The organism is Dietzia sp. MNB45, from assembly GCF_051994785.1.
GTDB classification, from domain to species: Bacteria; Actinomycetota; Actinomycetes; order Mycobacteriales; family Mycobacteriaceae; genus Dietzia; species Dietzia kunjamensis.
Genome location: NZ_CP163397.1, coordinates 3,424,686 through 3,441,782, shown reverse-complemented (window position 1 = coordinate 3,441,782; position 17,097 = coordinate 3,424,686). Strand labels below are relative to the sequence as shown.

The following is a 17,097-nucleotide window of genomic DNA, read 5'->3' as shown; positions in this document are numbered from 1 at the left end:
GTGACGAGAAAGGACCGATACCCGCCATGAGCCCGCAGACCTCCGGTGCAGCAGAGACCCGGGAGTTCCAGGCCGAGACCCGGCAGCTGTTGGATCTGATGATCCACTCGATCTATTCGAATCCGGACACCTTCCTGCGCGAGGTCATCTCCAACTCGTCGGACGCGCTGGACAAGCTCCGGCTGGCCGCGCTGCAGGATTCCTCGCTCGGCGCGGACACCTCGGATCTGCACATCGAGCTGATCCCGGATGCCGCCGCCCGGACGCTGACGATCCGCGACAACGGCATCGGCATGTCCCGCGACGAGGTGGTGGACCTCATCGGCACGCTCGCCAGGTCGGGCACCGGGCAGATGCGGGAGGCACTCTCCGCGGCCCGGGCGGCGCAGGAGTCCGGTGAGGTCTCGGAGCAGGCCACCGCGGACCTCATCGGTCAGTTCGGCATCGGCTTCTATTCGACGTTCATGGTCGCGGACACGGTCACGCTGGTCACCCGCAAGGCGGGCGAGAGTGTGGGGACGCGCTGGACGTCGAGCGGCGAGGACACGTACACGATCGAGGACGCCCCGGACGCTCCCCAGGGCACCTCGGTGATCCTGCAGCTCAAGCCGGCCGGTGGGGACGCGGCGCTCCCGGACTACGCCGAGGAGCACACGCTGCGCCGGGTGGTGCGCACCTACTCGGACTTCATCGCCTGGCCGATCCGCATGGACGTCGAGCGCCCGGCGCCGGAGTCGACGGACGGGGCCGGTGCGGACGGGGACGGCGCGGACGGGGACGGCGCCGAGGACGCCGCGCCCGAGGCTCCCGGCACGGTCACCGAGACGGAGACGCTCAACTCCCAGAAGGCGCTGTGGACGCGGCCCCGCTCGGAGGTCACCGACGAGGAGTACGCCGAGTTCTACCGTCACGTCTCACACGCGTGGGACGAGCCGCTGGAGACGATCACCCTCAAGGCGGAGGGCACGTTCGAGTACCAGGCGCTGCTGTTCCTTCCCACGCAGGTGCCGTTCGACCTGTTCTCCCCGGACACCAAGCGCGGGGTGCAGCTCTACGTCCGTCGTGTCTTCATCATGGACGACTGCGAGGAGCTGGTCCCGCCGTTCCTGCGCTTCGTCAAGGGCATCGTCGACGCCCAGGACCTGTCGCTCAACGTCTCCCGCGAGATCCTCCAGCAGGACCGCCAGATCCGGGCGATCCGCAAGCGCTTGGTCAAGCGGGTGCTGCAGACGATCGAGCAGATCAAGACCGACCGGCCGGAGGAGTTCCGTAGCTTCTGGGCCAACTTCGGAGCCGTCCTCAAGGAGGGCCTGATCGCGGACGTCGACGCCCGGGAGCAGTTGCTGGCCGTGAGCACGTTCGCCTCCACGCGTCCCGCCCAGGCGGGCGCCGGGGACGCCGGGTCCGGATCGGACGAGACCCCGCGCGACGACGAGCGTGACGACGACGAGGTGGGCACCACCATCGCCGAGTACGTCTCCCGGATGGCCGACGGGCAGGAGGAGATCTACTACCTCACCGGGACGTCCCGCGCGGCGGTGGAGAACTCCCCGCACCTGGAGGCGTTCCGTGCCCGCGGCGTCGAGGTCCTCATCCTCACCGACCCGGTCGACGAGGTGTGGGTGGACGCGGTCGGCGAGGTCGACGGCAAGCGCCTGCGGTCGGTGGCCAAGGGCGACGTGGACCTGTCCGGCATCGGCTCGGAGGGCGAGGAGAACAAGGACGAGCCCGACGCGGCCGAGTTCGCCGACCTGCTCACCTGGCTGGGCGAGGAGCTGTCGGACGAGGTCAAGCAGGTGCGCCTGTCGCACCGGCTCACCGAGTCGGCCGCGTGCATGGTGGGCGACGAGTTCGACATGACTCCGCAGCTCGAGGCCATGTACCGCGCTTCGGGCATGGAGTTGCCCACGAGCAAGCGGATCCTCGAGCTCAATCCCACGCACCCGCTGGTCGGGCGACTGCGCGAGCAGTACGCATCGGATCCGTCGGCGCCGGGCCTGGCCGATACCGCCCGGCTGCTGTCGGGTGCGGCCGTCCTCGCGGAGGGCGGCACGTTGTCCGATCCGGCCGCGTTCGCCAAGTTGCTGGTCGACCGCATCTGACGTCGCCCCAGCGGCCCATCGCGCCACTGGCCCGGCGGCCTCGTCGGCTCGACACGCCCGCCGCCCCGCCGGCTCCCCTCAGGGGTCCGGCGGGGCGGCGGTCCCGTGTCCGGCGACGCACACCCCCGCAGCGACGCCCACTCTCGCAGCAACGCCCACCCCAGCAGCCCCGCCCGGGGCCACACGACTACCCGATCACCGGTGTCCGGCCCCGGCCAGGGAGCCGCAGGCCACGCCGATCACCGCCCCGAGCGCGGTCTCGGCCGGGGTGTGGTGGCTGACCCGCACGCGCGCCCACGCCACCGTCGGTACGAGGGCCAGCAGTCGCCAGTAGCGGGGTGAGAGTTCGCGGGCGAGGACCGTGACGACCCCGGCGAGCACGGCGGTGTGGAACGAGACCTTGATCCGGAGCGTCGCGGCCCCGGTCACGCCCAGCGCCACCAGTGCGGCCCGCGTCATCCGCTGCAACTCGTCCGGGGCGTCGCCCCACCGTTGGGCCGCGAGCAGGGTCGCCACCGACCCGGCGATGCCGACGATCACCAGGGGGCGGTCCTCCCGCCGGGTGACGTGGTGGTCGGACAGCGCCTTGCGTCGGACCCGCCAGGTGATCGCGGCCTGCGGAACGATGCCCAGGCCGGCGGCGGTCGCGAGCCCCCACCCGGTCGACCCCACCGCCCGGCCGAGGTGCACCGACCCGACGGTGAGCACCACCCACGGGGCGCAGACCTCCGTCAGAACCGTCGCCGGGAGCACGCCACGCGTCCGCCCATCCGGCGCGACCGAGCCCCGGGTCGGACCACCTCTCTCGACCACCACGCTCTCCGCCACCCCCGAAAATCTGGCTCTTGTGACCTGTCCATGGGTCGTTCGGTGGATCTCGGGTAGAAGCACGCCGTTCTCGGCTTAGGTTTTGGGTGTCTAAGTCCAAACCGAAGAGCGGAGAACGGCGTGCGAGGTGTCAGCCTATGGCGTGCGGTGCTGGGCGTCGAGAGAACGGTTATCGAGAACGTCGAGTTCGACCACATCGAGCAGATCGTGGTCGCACATGTTCGCCCTCAAAGGGGGTACTGGGCCCGGTGCGGCGTCTGCGGGACGCCGGCGGCCCGGTACGACAACGGCGCTGGCCGACGCCGCTGGCGCAGTCTGGATATGGGCTCAACGATGGTGTTTCTCGAGGCCGATTCGCCGCGAGTGAGCTGCCCCGTGCACGGTCCCACTGTGCGTCAGGTGCCCTGGGCCCGCCACGGCGCCGGTCACACCAGACCCTTTGACCAGCAGGTCGCGTGGCTGGCCACGCAGTGTTCCAAGAGCGCCACGTGCCAGCTGATGCGCATCGCCTGGCGCACGGTGGGGTCGATCATCGCCCGCGTCTGGGCCGACACCGTCGCCGGTACCGATCCGTTGGCCGGTCTGCGGAGGATCGGAATCGACGAGATCTCCTACAAGCGCAACTACAAGTATCTGACCATCGTGGTCGATCACGACACCGGTCGCCTGGTGTGGGTTGCCATTGGCCGGGACAAAGCCACCGTGCAGGCGTTTTTCGACGCTCTCGGGGCCGACCGGTGTGGGCAGATCACCCATGTCACCGCTGACGGGGCGAAGTGGATCGGCGACGTCGTAGCCCGAGCGTGCCCCGAGGCGGTGCGCTGTACCGATCCGTTCCACGTGGTCAAGTGGGCCACCGATGCCCTGGATGAAGTGCGTCGACAGGTGTGGAACGAGGCCCGCGGCGACAAACGGCAACTGCGTGAACGTCGTCTGGCCAACAAGGTCAACCGGGCCCGCGGTTACGCCCGGGACATCAAGCACGCCCGATATGCGCTCTGGAAGAACCCCGAGAATCTCACCACCCGGCAGAGTGCCAAGCTGGCGTGGATCGCCAAGACCGAACCCACCCTGTACCGCGCCTACCTGCTCAAAGAAGGCCTGCGTCTGATCTTCCAACTCCCGATCGACGAGGCCAGAGACGCCCTGGAAGCGTGGATCAGCTGGGCCAGACGATGCCGCATCGAACGGTTCGTCCACTTGCAGCGCACCATCTGCACCTACAAGACCGAGATCCTTGCCTCGATCGAACACGGCCTCTCCAACGGGCTCATCGAATCGGTCAACACCAAGATCCGCCTCATCACCCGAATGGCCTTCGGCTTCCGTTCACCAGAGGCCCTCATCGCCCTGGCCATGCTCAACCTCGGCGGCCACCGTCCCACCCTCCCCGGCCGCCAAAAGGCCCACGCATGAGTCATAAGAGCCGAAAATCTGCTATGCCGAATCCGGATCCGCTGGTCGGATTGGACTAGCGGATCCGGAGGGAGAGTAGCGGATCTGGCCGGGGCGGATCGGAGTGCGGTGCGGGGCGGGGTGCGGGGTGGTGCGGTGCGGGGTGGTGCGGGGCGGGGTGCGGGGTGGCGCGGGGCGGGGCGGATCGGAGTGCGAGGCGGGCCGGGCGCGGGGCGGGTCAGCGGGGCCGGATCTCGGCGAGGCACTGCTCGGCCAAGCTCAGGGTGGCTGCGTCGAACAGCAGCAGCGTGGCGGACTCCACCTCGGTGTCGATGCCGGCGAGAGTCCCGAGCGCGGTGCGGATCGCGTCCTCGCGCGGCCAGCCGTAGGCCCCGGCGGAGATGAGCGGGAAGGCCACCGTGCGGGCGCCGAGCTCATCGGCCACGGCGAGGGAATTGCGATAGCAGCCGGCCAGCAACGCTCCGCCGCCGGTGCCGCCCGTGCCGCCCGTTGCTTCCGCGCCGCCGGTGCGTTCGTAGACCGGGCCCACGGTGTGGATGACCCAGCGGGCGGGGAGATCTCCGGCACCGGTCGCGACGGCCTGTCCCGTCGGCAGCCCGTCTCGCAGGCGGCCCGCCCTCAGCTCCCGGCACTCGGCCAGGATCGTCGGCCCGCCCGCGCGGTGGATCGCCCCGTCCACACCGCCGCCCCCGAGTAGGGAACTGTTGGCCGCGTTGACCACCGCGTCGACGGCCATCCGGGTGATGTCGCCATGGCCCAGCTCGATCCGGGCGCGCCTCGTCGTCGTCATCCCGACACCCCGGGCGTCACGGCCTCGCGGGGTGACCTCCGGTGGGTGATCATCGGCGTCGGCGAGTCGTCGAGGCGGTCCATCAACCACATGATGGTCGCCACCTCGCCCACCCACGCCAGGCTCACGCACCAGCCGGCCAGGATGTCGCTCGGGAAGTGCACACCCAGGTACATGCGGGTGACGCCGATGGCCGGGACGTACCCCGCGGACCCGACGATCACCGGGTAACGCCACGCCGTTGGCCAGGCCAGGACGCAGGCGCACCCGGCCAACGCCGCGCTCGCCATGGCGTGACCGCTGGGGAACGAGTAGCTCTTCTCCTCCACGATGTGGGTGAAGAACGTGGGCCGACCCCGCCGGTACAGGGCCTTGAGCACCGAATTGATGATCGTCGACCCCACCAGGGACACCGTCAACAGTGCGGCGGGCCGGCGACTGCCCCGGACGGAGACCAGATACGCCGAGGTGGCCAGGGCGAACAACGGCACCGCAGTGACTCCGCCGAGTTCGGTGACGGCCCGGACGATGCGCGTGTTGCGCGGCGAATGGCGACTCTGCAGCCACAGCATGACGGGCCGGTCGAAGGGCAGGCCCGCATCGCCGCGGATGCGCTCGGCCAGCTCGACGAATCCGATCACCGGGGTCGCGAACCCGACGAACGCCACCCCGAAGATCGTCCACGTCCCGCGCGGCAGCGGCATCTCTCGCCGGTCGACGATGCTGCCCAGCACCCCGTCCGACGGGTACAGCTGCCGCAGGATGTCCCGAGCGGAGGTGAACGCTCGGGAGCGACGGGAGGTCGTCGTGCGCGACATGCCCCCACACTAGGCAGAGCGGCGGCCTTCCCGCCGGTGGATCGCCGCGAGGTCGGGTGCGGCGCGGTTAGGGTGGGCCGCAGGCGACCCGAGAGGCGGAGGACGAATGAGCCAGACCCGTGTGGAACATGACCTGCTCGGTACCAAGGAGGTCCCGGCGGAGGCGTATTACGGCATCCACACGGTCCGGGCCGTCGAGAACTTCCCGATCACCTCCACCACCATCAGCGACATCCCCGACTTCGTCCGCGGCATGGTCATGGTCAAGAAGGCCGCCGCGCTCGCGAACCTCGAGATGGGTGTCCTCGACGAGACGGTGGCGAAGGCGATCGTCGGGGCCTGCGACGAGATCCTGGTCGACGGGCGCTGCATGGACCAGTTCCCCTCCTGCCAGTTCCAGGGCGGCGCCGGCACCTCGGTGAACATGAACACCAACGAGGTCGTGGCCAACCTCGCCCTCGAGCGCCTCGGCCACCCCAGGGGCTCCTACGACATCGTCAGCCCCAACGACGACGTCAACCGTTCACAGTCCACCAACGACGCCTACCCGACCGGATTCCGCATCGCCCTGTGGCACGCGCTGGAGCGACTCGAGCCGGCGATCGTCGCCCTGCGGGAGGCCTGCTACGACAAGTCCGAGGAGTTCCGCGAGGTCCTCAAGATGGGGCGCACGCAGCTCCAGGACGCGGTCCCCATGTCGATGGGCCAGGAGTTCGGCGGCTTCGCCGTGACGCTCGACGAGGAACTCCACGTCCTCGGCGCCGCGGCCCGGATGCTGCTCGACGTCAACCTCGGTGCGACCGCGATCGGCACCGGAGTCAACACCCCGCCCGACTATCGTCGCGCCGTCATCAAACATCTGCGGGCCGTCACCGGACTGCCGGTCACCGGCGCGATGAACCTCATCGAGGCCACCAGCGACACCGGTGACTACGTCAACGTCCACGCCGCCCTCAAGCGGACCGCGGTGAAGGTCTCCAAGATCTGCAACGACCTGCGGCTGCTGTCCTCGGGGCCGCGCGCCGGCTTCAACGAGATCAACCTGCCGGAGCTGCAGGCCGGGTCGTCGATCATGCCCGCCAAGGTCAACCCGGTGATCCCCGAGGTCGTCAACCAGGTGTGCTTCAAGGTGATCGGCAACGACGTCACCGTGACCATGGCCGCCGAGGCCGGTCAGCTCCAGCTCAACGTCATGGAGCCGGTGATCGCCCAGGCGATGTTCGAGTCGATCTCCCTGCTGACCAACGCCATCGAGACGCTGACCGAGAAGTGCGTGGAGGGGATCACCGCCAACGTCGAGGTGGCCCGCCAGAACGTGATGAACTCGATCGGGATCGTCACCTACCTCAACCCGATCATCGGCCACCACAACGGTGACCGGGTCGGCCGTGAGTGCGCCCGGTCGGGCCGCGGGGTCCGGGAGGTGGTGCTGGAGATGGGGCTGCTGTCGGCGGAGGAGCTCGATGACATCTTGTCGCCGTCCAACCTCCTGCGGCCGAAGTACAAGGGAAAAGGTGGTACACGGGACGTGGCACAACCCGGGCAGGATATGACCGGCCCCACGGCCTGAGCCGCCGGGTCGGAGTCGGACCAGGGCGGTCCGACTCCAACCCGGGTGAGCCGTGTCAGGGTGAGCCGTGTCAGGCGGGGGGCTCGCCGACGCGACCGATGCTGCTTACGGCGAGGTTCCCCAGCGAGCTGTCGAAACCGAACTGCTGGTCGATGAATGCGGACGAGCCCGAGATCGCGGCGTTGATGGCGGCGGACGAGCCGACGGTGAAGTCGAACTGGGCGAAGAAGTCGGCGATGGCCTTGAGCATGAGTGCCTCCAGATGGATCGGTGGTCGCGCCGCGAACCGGGCGGCGGGACATGAGCTGGCCTACACAGGTGATATCGGACCCGCCGCCCCGATCGTTAGCCGGGCAAGCTGATGATTCCGGCCCGCGCGACCGCTACCGTCGCACCATGAGCTCTCCCACCTCCCGCGTCGTCGCCGGGCGCGAGATCACCTTCCCGGTCCCCGTCGTGTCCGCCTCGGTCTCCGGCGCGGCGTTTCTCACCCGGGCAGCCGTCGTCCGCCGGCTCATCGCCGCCGGCCGCCAGTCCGCCGTCCTCGACACCGCGGGCGCCGAGCCGGTGGCACTGCCCGGCGGCCGGACCCCCGCGATCATGATCCACGTGCGCTACCACGACGTGCCGGGCAACGTCCTGGGTGCGTACCACGAGATGGGACTGGCCTTCCAGCTCAAGGTGCCGGGCCACGGGACCCTGGTGCACATCCACGAATTGCCCGTGGACCAGGACTTCACCCTCGCGGCGGGCAATGAGCTGTGGGGCTTTCCCAAGTGGAAGGGCGACATGGTCGGCACCGCCGGCGGGGCGCTCGACGATGCCCGCCTCGGGGCCGTCGGGTCGGCGGGCGCCGGCGGGGTCGATCTCAGGCTGGACACCCGCGTCGGGGTCCCGATCCCCGGCAGCCAGTCACTCGCCATGAACTGCGTGCAGGTCCTCGACGGTCAGCCGGTGCGGGTCACGGCCGAGGCCACCGCCCGAGGTGGGCGGATGCGTCCGCTGAGCGGCGCTCGCGTGACGATCGCGACGGGCGCGGATGACAGCGACGCCGATGTCGCGCGGTTCGCCGAGGCGGTACGCGAACTCGGGCTGGACCGCGCCCGCGCCCTCGCCACCTTCTCCTACGACAGGTTCGAGGCCGAGTTCCAGGCGCCCGAACGGATCGGCTGACGCCGCCCGGGGGCGCCGCCGCCCAGAGCGGCGTCGCCGAGCAGCATCGCGAACGCGGCGATTCCGCTCACACCCTGCGCGTTGCCGATGAGCCACTGCAGCACGTGGGCGGCTGGGTCGACCGCGGTGAGCGCGTAGGCGTAGTGCGTGCCGATCAGGTGGGTGAGGACCAGGACCGCCACCGCGATCCGGACCGGTCTGCGCCGGGCGGTCAGTAGTAGCGGGATGGCGATGATCACGCCGGACCAGTGGTGGGTCACCGCCACCGGAGAGGCGATGAAGACCCCGAGGGCGACCAGGAGTAGGGCGTCGACGGGCCGGTTGTCCCGGGTCAGTCGCCAGGCTCCCCAGGTGGCTGCCGCGGCGACGAGCAGGAAGAAGCCGTAGACGGGCGGGTCGAGGTGCTCGGCGGGGATCCGGGCCCGGGCCAGCAGGCCGCTCAGGGCCTGGTTGGGGACGAAGTGCCGTGTGCCGCCCCGTTCGGTGAGGAAGAACTCGGCGGTCCAGAAATGCCAGGACTCGGCCGGGCGGATGAGGTGCCCGAGGCCGATCGTGGCCGCGACTGTCCCAACCGCCCGTGCCAGGGACGCCCAGTCTCTCCGGACGAGGAACAGAACGCCGAACGCGGCCGGGGTGATCTTGATGCCGGCGGCCAGGCCGAGCAAGACGCCGCGGGCGCGGCGGGGAGTGAAGCCCAGGACGTCGGCGGTGACCATGAGGAACAGGAAGATGTTGATCTGGCCGAAGCCGATGTTCGCGCGGACCGGCTCGAACAGCAGCGCCACGCCGGTCAGTGCCAGGGCCAGGGTTCGTGCGCCCTGAAGCTGGAGCCGGGACGCGGCCATGGCCAGGATCGCCCAGACCGCGACCACCGTGGCGGCGGTCCAGGCGAGCTGGGCGACAGTGGCTCCGAGTGGCGCCAGCGGCAGGAAGACGACGGCGCCGAACGGCGGGTAGATGAACCTGAAGCCCGAGCGGGTGGGAAAGCCCTCGGAGTACAGGTCCGCCCCGGCCAGCAGAGCCCGACCGGCATCCTGGAACACCTGGAGGTCCAGCATGAACTCGGTCGCGGCTCGCACCATGACCGCGGTGATCACGGCCGCGGTCAGGATCAGACCTGCCAGGCGCAGCGCGCTCCCCGGCTTCGGGAGGGTGTGCATCGGGTAGCGCTCCTTTGGGTCCGGAACGGGGTGCGGTCGACCAGGATACGGTCTGGTCTGGCCGGGTCGGGTCAGGTCAGTGCCCCTCACCGAGGTTGCCGGAGAGCTTCTCCAGTCGCTCCTGGCTGGCCCCGTCGAGGCCGATGATCTCGACCGTCTTGCCCTTGGCCGCGTACTTGTGGCTGATCGCATCGAGGGTGGCCACGGTGGAGGCGTCCCAGATGTCGGCCTCGGTCAGGTCGATGACAACGTGCTGGGGATCGCCCGAGTAGTCGAACTGGTAGACCAGATCGTTGCTGGAGGCCCAGAACAGTTCCCCGCGGACCCGGTAGGTACGGATGTCGATGGTGCCGTCGTGATTCACGTCGAGCTCCGAGACCTTCTCCAGGCTGGTCATGTGCGCGACGCGTCGGGCGAACATGACCATCGCGGTGAGGACGCCGAGGACGACGCCGATAGCCAGGTTGTGGGTGATCACGGTGGCGGCCACGGTGACGACCATGACGAGCGTCTCGCTGAGCGGCATCAGGCGCAGGGTGCGGGGATGGATGGAGTGCCAGTCCAGGGTGGCCACGGAGACCATGATCATCACCGCGACGAGAGCGGCCATGGGGATCAGGCCCACGATGTCGCCCAGTGCCACGACGAGGATGAGCAGGAAGATCCCGGCCAGGAGGGTCGACAGCCGGGTGCGGGCGCCCGACTGCTTGACGTTGATCATCGTCTGGCCGATCATCGCGCAGCCGCCCATGCCGCCGAAGAAGCTGGTGACGATGTTGGCCACGCCCTGGCCCCAGCCCTCGCGGGTCTTGTCGGTGCGCACCTCGGTGATGTCGTCGACCAGCTTGGCGGTCATCAGGGACTCCATGAGCCCGACCAGGGCCATCGCGAGGGCATAGGGGGCGATGATCCGGAGCGTCTCCATGGTCCACGGCACGTCGGGGAAGAACAGCGACGGCAGCGAGTCGGGCAGTTCGCCCTGGTCGTGCACGTTGGGCATGGTCCAGCCGAACAGCACCACGACTGCGGTGATCGCCACGATCGCGATCAGCGGTGCGGGAAGCGCGGCCGAGAGCCTCGGGAAGAAGACCATGATGAGGAGGCCGACGGCGACCATCGGGTAGACCAGCCACGGCACCCCGAGCAGGTGCGGGATCTGCGCGGTGAAGATGAGGATCGCCAGGGCGTTGACGAACCCGACCATCACGCTGCGGGGGATGAAGCGCATGAGTCGGCCCACGCCGATGAGGCTGAGGACCACCTGGATGATGCCGGCCAGCAGAACGGTCGCGACCAGATAGTCCATCCCGTAGTCACGCGCGACGGGAGCGATGACCAGGGCGATCGCGCCGGTGGCGGCGGAGATCATCGCCGGCCGACCGCCGGTGAAGGCGATCGTCACGGCCATCGTGAACGAGGCGAACAGCCCCACCCGCGGGTCGACCCCGGCGAGGATGGAGAACGAGATGGCCTCGGGGATCAGCGCGAGGGCGACGACCAGCCCGGCCAGCACCTCGGTGCGCAGTCGCCGGGCCGAGGAGAAGGCGTACTTCAGCGAGGCGAGGACACCGACGGGCGCCAGACCGTCATCGGCGACGCCGGGAGCGGGAGAGGCCGCGGGCGTGGTCGCGGGAGCTGTCACGGAGAACTTTCCTCACCATGTAGGGGCTTGACAGACTCTCCCGTAGCGGGAGATTCTGAATGTACCGTAGCGGTAGAGTTGGTCGAGCGCGAACCCGAGCCGATGAGTGTGAACAAGCCCACGAGGAGAACGATGTCGGACGACGCGGTGCGCAAGATCGGCGAGGTCGCCGAGATCACCGGCCTGTCGATCCGCACCCTCCGCCACTACGACGAACTCGGCCTGGTGGTGCCCTCCGGTCACACCGCCGGCGGTTTCCGGCTCTACACCGATGCGGATGTCCAGCGGCTGTTCCTGGTGCGGCGGATGAAACCCCTGGGGTTCTCGTTGGAACGCATGAGGCAGTTCCTCCGGGCGACGGACGTCCTCTCCGCGGGCCGCGGCTCGGGATCGGTCGAGCTCGACGCCTGGCACGCGGCCCGGACGACGGTCGAGGAGATCCGCTCGGAAGCCGAAGCCCGCTACCGCGACCTGCAGACCCAGCTCGACTACGGCACGGAGTTCCTGCAGCTGGTCAGGAGATTCGACTAGGGCCTCCCGGCGCCCATCGGCTCCAGTCGGGTCGCGGCTGGCGCGGAAGGCGTACCGGCAGTCAGTCCGCGGCGGCCCGTCCCGCGGCGAGGGCCTGACGGGCGACCGGCTCGGCGGCGGCCCGATCGGTGGCCACCAGCCCGATGCGGCTGCGACGGTCGAGGACGTCGTCGACGGTCAGCGCCCCCTCGTGGGTGACCGCGTAGGAGAACTCGGCGCGGGTGACGTCGAGGCCCTCGGCCACCGCCTCCAGCGGCCGGTCCAGCAGGCTGGCCGCCACCACGGTGCCGGCCTCCTGGCCGTAGCGCGCGACCAGGGAGGCGGGGAGGAGTCCGGCGGAGGTGGCCGCCACCGCGGCCACGGGATGCCCCGGCGCCCCGACGAGCGGGAGGTCGGCCGTCCGGCACGGACCGGCGGGGAGTCCTGCACGCCCCGCGACGAGGTCGACCACCTGCTCGGCCATGAGCCGGTACTCCGTGAGCTTGCCGCCGGTGATCGTGACGAGGCCGTTGTCCGAGGTGAGCAGGGCGTGATCGCGGGAGAGGTCGGCCGTGTCGCCGTCGCCGGAATCGACCAGGGGGCGCAGGCCCGCGAAGGTGCCCAGCACGTCGTCGCGGGTCAGCCGCACCTCGAGCGCCCGGTTGACGACATCCAGCAGGAAGTCGATCTCCGCCTCGGTCGACTCCGGCACGTCCGGCACCGGGCCGGGGGCGTCGACGTCGGTCAACCCCACGTGCAGGCGCCCGAACTCCGCCGGGATGGCAAAGCAGAAGCGGTTGGTCTCACCCGGCACCGGCACGGTGAGGGCGCCGACGGGATGGCCCAACGCGGCCGCGTCGAGGACCAGGTGGGTGCCACGCGAGGGGCGCACGCGCACCCCGGGGGTGGTCTGGCCGGCCCACACGCCGGTCGCCGACACGACGGCCCGCGCGGAGAGGGTGAACTCGTCGTCGTCGTCGTCGCTCCGCGCCGCGCCGCCCACCACAGCGCCACCCGCGACCCCCGCGCCGAGCTCGTCGCGGACGGTGACCCGCGTGCCGCTCGCCTCCAGCACCCGCGCCCGCGTGATCACCCGGGCCCCGTGCCCGGCCGCGGTGCGCGCGACGGCGGTGACCAGGCGGGCGTCGTCGACGAGCTGACAGTCCCAGTTGAGGTGGCCGAACCGCAGGCCGTCGCGGCGCACGCCCGGCACGTACTCGGCGACCCGGCGCGGGCCCAGCACCCGCGCGCCCGGCAGGCGGTCGGCGCGCGTCCCGGCGAGACGGGAGAGCACGGTACCGGCGACGAACCCGAGGCCCGGCAGCACGGCCCCCACCGGCTGGGTGTCGCGGTAGACGGGCACAACCTGCGCGAGCGGACGCACGAGGTGGGGGGCGGTGCGCTCGAGCATGATGCCACGCTCGACGGCCGAGCGGCGCGCGATCGCGACGTTGCCGGTCGCCAGATAGCGCAACCCGCCGTGGGCGAGCTTGGAGGACCACCGGCTGGTACCGAACGCCAGGTCGTGGGACTCCAGCAATACGGTCTCGAGTCCGCGGGAGGCGGCGTCGAGCGCGATCCCCGCGCCCGTGATGCCGCCGCCGATCACGATGAGGTCCACGGGAGTGGAGCGGCCGCGCAGCTCGGCGAGCTCGCGCGCGCGTCGACCGGCGGACAGCGCGGTGGACGGGGCCCTCGCATCGGTGGGCCCGGGGCGCGCGGTGGGCCCGTGGTCCGCTTTCGCGTGCCCGGTCACAGGCCCAGGTACCCGGTCACGAGCAGGTGGAGCTCGGCGCGCCACGAGTCCGCGTCGAGCGGCGGGTCGGCCAGTGGAGCGGACAGCACGGCGGCCTGGACCGCGAGGTAGAGCATGGTGGCCATGCGGTCGGGGTCGCGGCCGGCGAGGCGGGCGTCGGCCGCGATGGCGCGGGCGAGGACGTCGCGGAGGAAATCGATGAGTCGGTGCTGGGACGTGCCGAGCCGGCGGAACACGTACTCGGCGAGCATGCCGCTCTCGTGTCGGCGCAGCGCGTCGAGCAGGGGGTCGGTGCGCACCTCGTCGGCCATCGCACACAGCAGGCGGGCCAACTCGTCGGCATCGTGGACCGCGCCTTCCAGCAGGTCCGGGCCGACGCGCTCGACCACGCCGGTGAGTTCGCGGGTGAGGAGATCGGCGACCAGTGCGCTGATGTCCGGCCAGTGCCGGTAGAGGGTGGTGCGTCCGACGCCGGATCGGCGCGAGACCTCGACCATCGTGGTGCGACTGGGGCCGATCTCGAGGATCGCGGCGCGGGCGGCGGTGAGTGCGCGGTCCCGGGTGGTGTGGCGCGAGGGGGCGGAGATGGTCACCGGGCCTCCTTCGCGGCGGGTCCCGCGGGGCGCGGGTCGGTGACGGGACACCGGACGAAAACCCGTGAGCGGAACAGATCGTGCTCTAGTGTCCCAGTATGAGCGACGTGAACCCCGCTGACAAGCACCGATCCGGCCGCCTGCCGCTACCGCCGATGGACCTGTCCAGGTGGGGGACGGCCGCCGAGGCCACGGAGCTGAGCGAGAGCATCCGCGCCCTGCTGCGCGACGTGCTCGGCGTGACCGCGGAGACCGGGCGGACGTTCGACCCGTCCGCGGTGACCGCCTCGCCGTCGCGATTGACCGATGCCGATCTCGCCGCACTGGCCGACATCGTGGGCCCCGGCGACGTCTCGGCCGACGACGCGCAGCGCCTTCCGCGCGCCCGCGGCAAGTCGACGCCCGACCTGTTGGCGTGGCGGACGAGGCCGGCCGTGGACTGCCCCGATGCGGTGGTGGCCCCGGGGGACGACGACGAGGTGGCCGCCCTCCTGGACTGGTGCACCTCCGAGAAGGTCGCGGTCGTCCCCTTCGGCGGCGGCACTTCCGTCGTCGGCGGCCTGGACCCGGACTCCGGGACGAACAGGGCCGTGCTGAGCGTCGACCTGGCCCATTTCGACGGTCTCGAGTCCATCGACCCCGAGTCGGGGGAGGCGGTCCTCGGGGCGGGCGTCACGGGTCCGCGGGCCGAGGAACTGCTGGCTGAGCACGGTTTCTCGCTCGGGCACTTCCCGCAGTCCTTCCCCTACGCCACGCTGGGCGGTTACGCCATGACCCGGTCCTCGGGACAGAGCTCCGCCGGGTACGGGCGCTTCGACGAGATGGTCAGCGGGCTGACGGTGGTCACCCCGGTCGGCGTGATCGAGGCGGGCCGGGCCCCGGCGTCGGCCGCCGGACCGGACCTGCGGCAGTGGCTCCTGGGATCGGAGGGTGCGTTCGGCGTGTGCACCCGGGTGCGCGTGCGGATCCATCCGGTGCCGGAGGTGGTGCGGCACGAAGCGTTCCGCTTCCCCGACTTCGCCACCGGCGCCGCGGCGCTGCGCGCGGTCGAGCAGCAGGGGACGGGCCCGACGGTCATCCGCCTGTCCGACGAGACGGAGACGATGGTGAACCTCGCCACCGCGACCGAGTCGATCGGCGAGCAGGCCGGGGACGACGAGGACCGCTCCGGAGGGTGCCTGTGTCTCTGCCTGTTCGAGGGCACGGCCGCCCATGCCGGGTCCCGGCACGCGGAGACGCGGGAGGTCCTGATCACCCACGGCGGCACCTCGCTGGGCCCGGGGCCCGCGCAGTCGTGGGAGCACGGCCGCTTCGGGGCCCCGGTCCTGCGCGATGCGCTGCTGGACAACGGCGCGCTGGTGGAGACCCTGGAGACCGCCACCGACTGGTCCCGACTGCCAGCACTGCGGGCCGCGGTCACGGAGGCGTTGACCACCTCGCTCGAGGCCTCCGGAACGCCGGCGCTGGTCATGTGCCACATCAGCCACGTCTACCCGACGGGTGCGTCCCTCTACTTCACCGTGGTCGCCGGTCAGCGTGGGCAGGACCCCGTCGCCCAGTGGCTCGAGGCGAAGCGGGCGGCCTCCGAGGCGATCGTGGCGGCCGGCGGCACGATCACCCACCACCACGCGGTCGGGGTGGACCACCGCCCGTATCTGGAGTCGGAGATCGGCGAGGTCGGCCTGCGGATGCTGCGCGCGGTGAAGAACGCCGTCGACCCCCACGGCGTGTGCAACCCGGGCACACTCATCCCATGAGCGCGCAGCTGTCCGACCGCCGGATCGGCGCGGTCACGCTACTGGTCAACCCCGCCGCGGGCGGTGGGCGCGGGGAGAAGGTGGCGGACCGGGCCGCCGACCGGCTGCGTGCGCACGGACTCCAGGTCACGCGACTGGCCGGCGGCGGGGCGACCGAGTCTCTCGCGTTGGCGCGGCGGGCGGTCGCCGACGGGACCGACGCGCTGGTGGTGTGCGGCGGAGACGGGATGGTCTCGATCGCCGTGCAGGCGCAGGCCTTCACCGATGTGCCCGTGGGCATCATCCCGGCGGGCACCGGCAACGACCTGGCCCGCGAGTACGGCATCCCGCTGGGCGATCCCGAGGCCGCCGCGGACGTCGTCGCCGACGGCCGGGTCGAGACCGTCGACCTCGGCCGGGCCACCCCGGACGGCGGGGAACCAACGGTGTTCGCCTCGGTGCTGTGCGCGGGGTTGGACTCCAGGGTCAACCGGCGGGTCAACGAGATGGGACTCCTCCGCGGGCCCCTGCGCTACGTCCTCGCCTCGATCATCGAGTTCCCGACCTACCGTCCCCGGCGCTTCCGGATGGTCTTCGACGCCGGGCTGCCGAGCGAGGACACCGTCGAGACCGAGGTCCTGCTCAGCGCGTTCGCAATCACCCGCAGCTACGGCGGGGACATGAAGATCGCACCCGACGCCGACCGGAGCGACGGGTTGTTCGACGTCTGCTACGTCGGGAAGATCTCCAAACTCCGCTTCATGCGGCACTTCCCCTTGATCTACTCCGGTGCCCACGTGGGTCTGCGCGGCGTGTCGACGAGGCGGTGCCGGACGGTCCGACTCGAGGCCGCGGACGTCGAGGCCTTCGCCGACGGGGACGCCATCGCGCCCCTTCCGGTGACCGTCGAGGTGCTCCCCGGAGCGGGTCGGTTCCTCGTACCCCGTGAGCCACTCCAGTCACACCAGCATCACTGATATCTGCTGGTCACAGCATTGACGCC

Annotated in this window: 15 protein-coding genes; 7 read left to right on the top strand and 8 right to left on the bottom strand. The window is 70.8% G+C overall.

From position 1 onward, the window contains the following. Positions 1-26: 26 nt before the first annotated feature. Positions 27-2,102 carry a molecular chaperone HtpG gene (htpG, locus tag AB5G72_RS16485; RefSeq protein WP_440220434.1) on the top strand — a complete coding sequence of 692 codons (2,076 nt, stop codon included), beginning with the start codon at positions 27-29 and terminating at the stop codon, positions 2,100-2,102. 195 nt (positions 2,103-2,297) lie between these two features. Here the strand turns inward: htpG and AB5G72_RS16480 are convergent, their stop codons facing one another. After that, entirely contained in the window at positions 2,298-2,855 is a 558-nt protein-coding gene (locus AB5G72_RS16480; RefSeq protein WP_440220433.1) for a hypothetical protein, read from the bottom strand. Positions 2,856-3,050: 195 nt separating this feature from the next. Here AB5G72_RS16480 and AB5G72_RS16475 point away from each other — a divergent pair, with 195 nt between their 5' ends. Further along, the gene (locus AB5G72_RS16475) at positions 3,051-4,346 is read left to right on the top strand and encodes an ISL3 family transposase (RefSeq protein ID WP_440220432.1); all 1,296 of its coding nucleotides are present in this window, start codon (positions 3,051-3,053) and stop codon (positions 4,344-4,346) included. Between the two features lie 217 nt (positions 4,347-4,563). Here the strand turns inward: AB5G72_RS16475 and AB5G72_RS16470 are convergent, their stop codons facing one another. Together AB5G72_RS16470 and AB5G72_RS16465 are read right to left on the bottom strand one after the other, a co-directional pair. Next, a complete protein-coding gene (locus AB5G72_RS16470; protein WP_096906583.1) occupies positions 4,564-5,136 on the bottom strand; it encodes an O-acetyl-ADP-ribose deacetylase in 573 nt (190 codons plus the stop codon). Then, positions 5,133-5,954, bottom strand: a complete 822-nt coding sequence (locus AB5G72_RS16465) for a phosphatase PAP2 family protein (RefSeq protein WP_407335208.1) — start codon at positions 5,952-5,954, stop codon at positions 5,133-5,135. Before AB5G72_RS16465 ends, AB5G72_RS16470 begins: the two co-directional genes overlap by 4 nt. Before the next feature lie 106 nt (positions 5,955-6,060). Between AB5G72_RS16465 and aspA the strand changes: the two genes are divergently transcribed. After that, entirely contained in the window at positions 6,061-7,524 is a 1,464-nt protein-coding gene (gene aspA, locus AB5G72_RS16460; protein ID WP_440220431.1) for an aspartate ammonia-lyase, read from the top strand. Between the two features lie 70 nt (positions 7,525-7,594). Here the strand turns inward: aspA and AB5G72_RS16455 are convergent, their stop codons facing one another. Next, complete coding sequence (locus tag AB5G72_RS16455; protein WP_119192540.1) at positions 7,595-7,774, bottom strand: hypothetical protein; 180 nt, start codon at positions 7,772-7,774, stop codon at positions 7,595-7,597. Positions 7,775-7,920: 146 nt separating this feature from the next. On the opposite strand from AB5G72_RS16455, the gene AB5G72_RS16450 reads away from it, so the two are divergent. Then, entirely contained in the window at positions 7,921-8,697 is a 777-nt protein-coding gene (locus tag AB5G72_RS16450) for an acetoacetate decarboxylase family protein (RefSeq protein ID WP_259822114.1), read from the top strand. On the opposite strand, the gene AB5G72_RS16445 is transcribed toward AB5G72_RS16450, so the two are convergent. Then, a complete protein-coding gene (locus AB5G72_RS16445; RefSeq protein WP_440220430.1) occupies positions 8,649-9,857 on the bottom strand; it encodes a glycosyltransferase 87 family protein in 1,209 nt (402 codons plus the stop codon). The two genes, AB5G72_RS16450 and AB5G72_RS16445, sit on opposite strands and share 49 nt — an antisense overlap. Positions 9,858-9,933: 76 nt before the next feature. Further along, the gene (locus tag AB5G72_RS16440) at positions 9,934-11,499 is read right to left on the bottom strand and encodes a SulP family inorganic anion transporter (protein ID WP_440220429.1); all 1,566 of its coding nucleotides are present in this window, start codon (positions 11,497-11,499) and stop codon (positions 9,934-9,936) included. Between the two features lie 132 nt (positions 11,500-11,631). Between AB5G72_RS16440 and AB5G72_RS16435 the strand changes: the two genes are divergently transcribed. Further along, on the top strand, positions 11,632-12,030 hold the full coding sequence (locus tag AB5G72_RS16435) for a MerR family transcriptional regulator (protein WP_206473542.1): 399 nt from the start codon (positions 11,632-11,634) through the stop codon (positions 12,028-12,030). Positions 12,031-12,091: 61 nt separating this feature from the next. Here AB5G72_RS16435 and AB5G72_RS16430 read toward each other — a convergent pair whose 3' ends face one another. Then, complete coding sequence (locus AB5G72_RS16430; RefSeq protein WP_440220428.1) at positions 12,092-13,765, bottom strand: glycerol-3-phosphate dehydrogenase/oxidase; 1,674 nt, start codon at positions 13,763-13,765, stop codon at positions 12,092-12,094. Beyond that, positions 13,762-14,358: a TetR/AcrR family transcriptional regulator gene (locus AB5G72_RS16425; protein ID WP_096906590.1), complete on the bottom strand. Its 597-nt coding sequence runs from the start codon at positions 14,356-14,358 to the stop codon at positions 13,762-13,764. Before AB5G72_RS16425 ends, AB5G72_RS16430 begins: the two co-directional genes overlap by 4 nt. A 155-nt stretch (positions 14,359-14,513) precedes the next feature. Between AB5G72_RS16425 and AB5G72_RS16420 the strand changes: the two genes are divergently transcribed. Together AB5G72_RS16420 and AB5G72_RS16415 are read left to right on the top strand one after the other, a co-directional pair. Beyond that, positions 14,514-16,115, top strand: a complete 1,602-nt coding sequence (locus tag AB5G72_RS16420) for an FAD-binding oxidoreductase (RefSeq protein WP_440221518.1) — start codon at positions 14,514-14,516, stop codon at positions 16,113-16,115. Next, positions 16,112-17,071 (top strand): diacylglycerol kinase, encoded by a 960-nt coding sequence (locus tag AB5G72_RS16415; RefSeq protein WP_440220427.1) that lies wholly within the window; start codon positions 16,112-16,114, stop codon positions 17,069-17,071. The genes AB5G72_RS16420 and AB5G72_RS16415 overlap by 4 nt, the downstream gene beginning before the upstream one ends. The last annotated feature ends 26 nt before the right edge of the window (positions 17,072-17,097 follow it).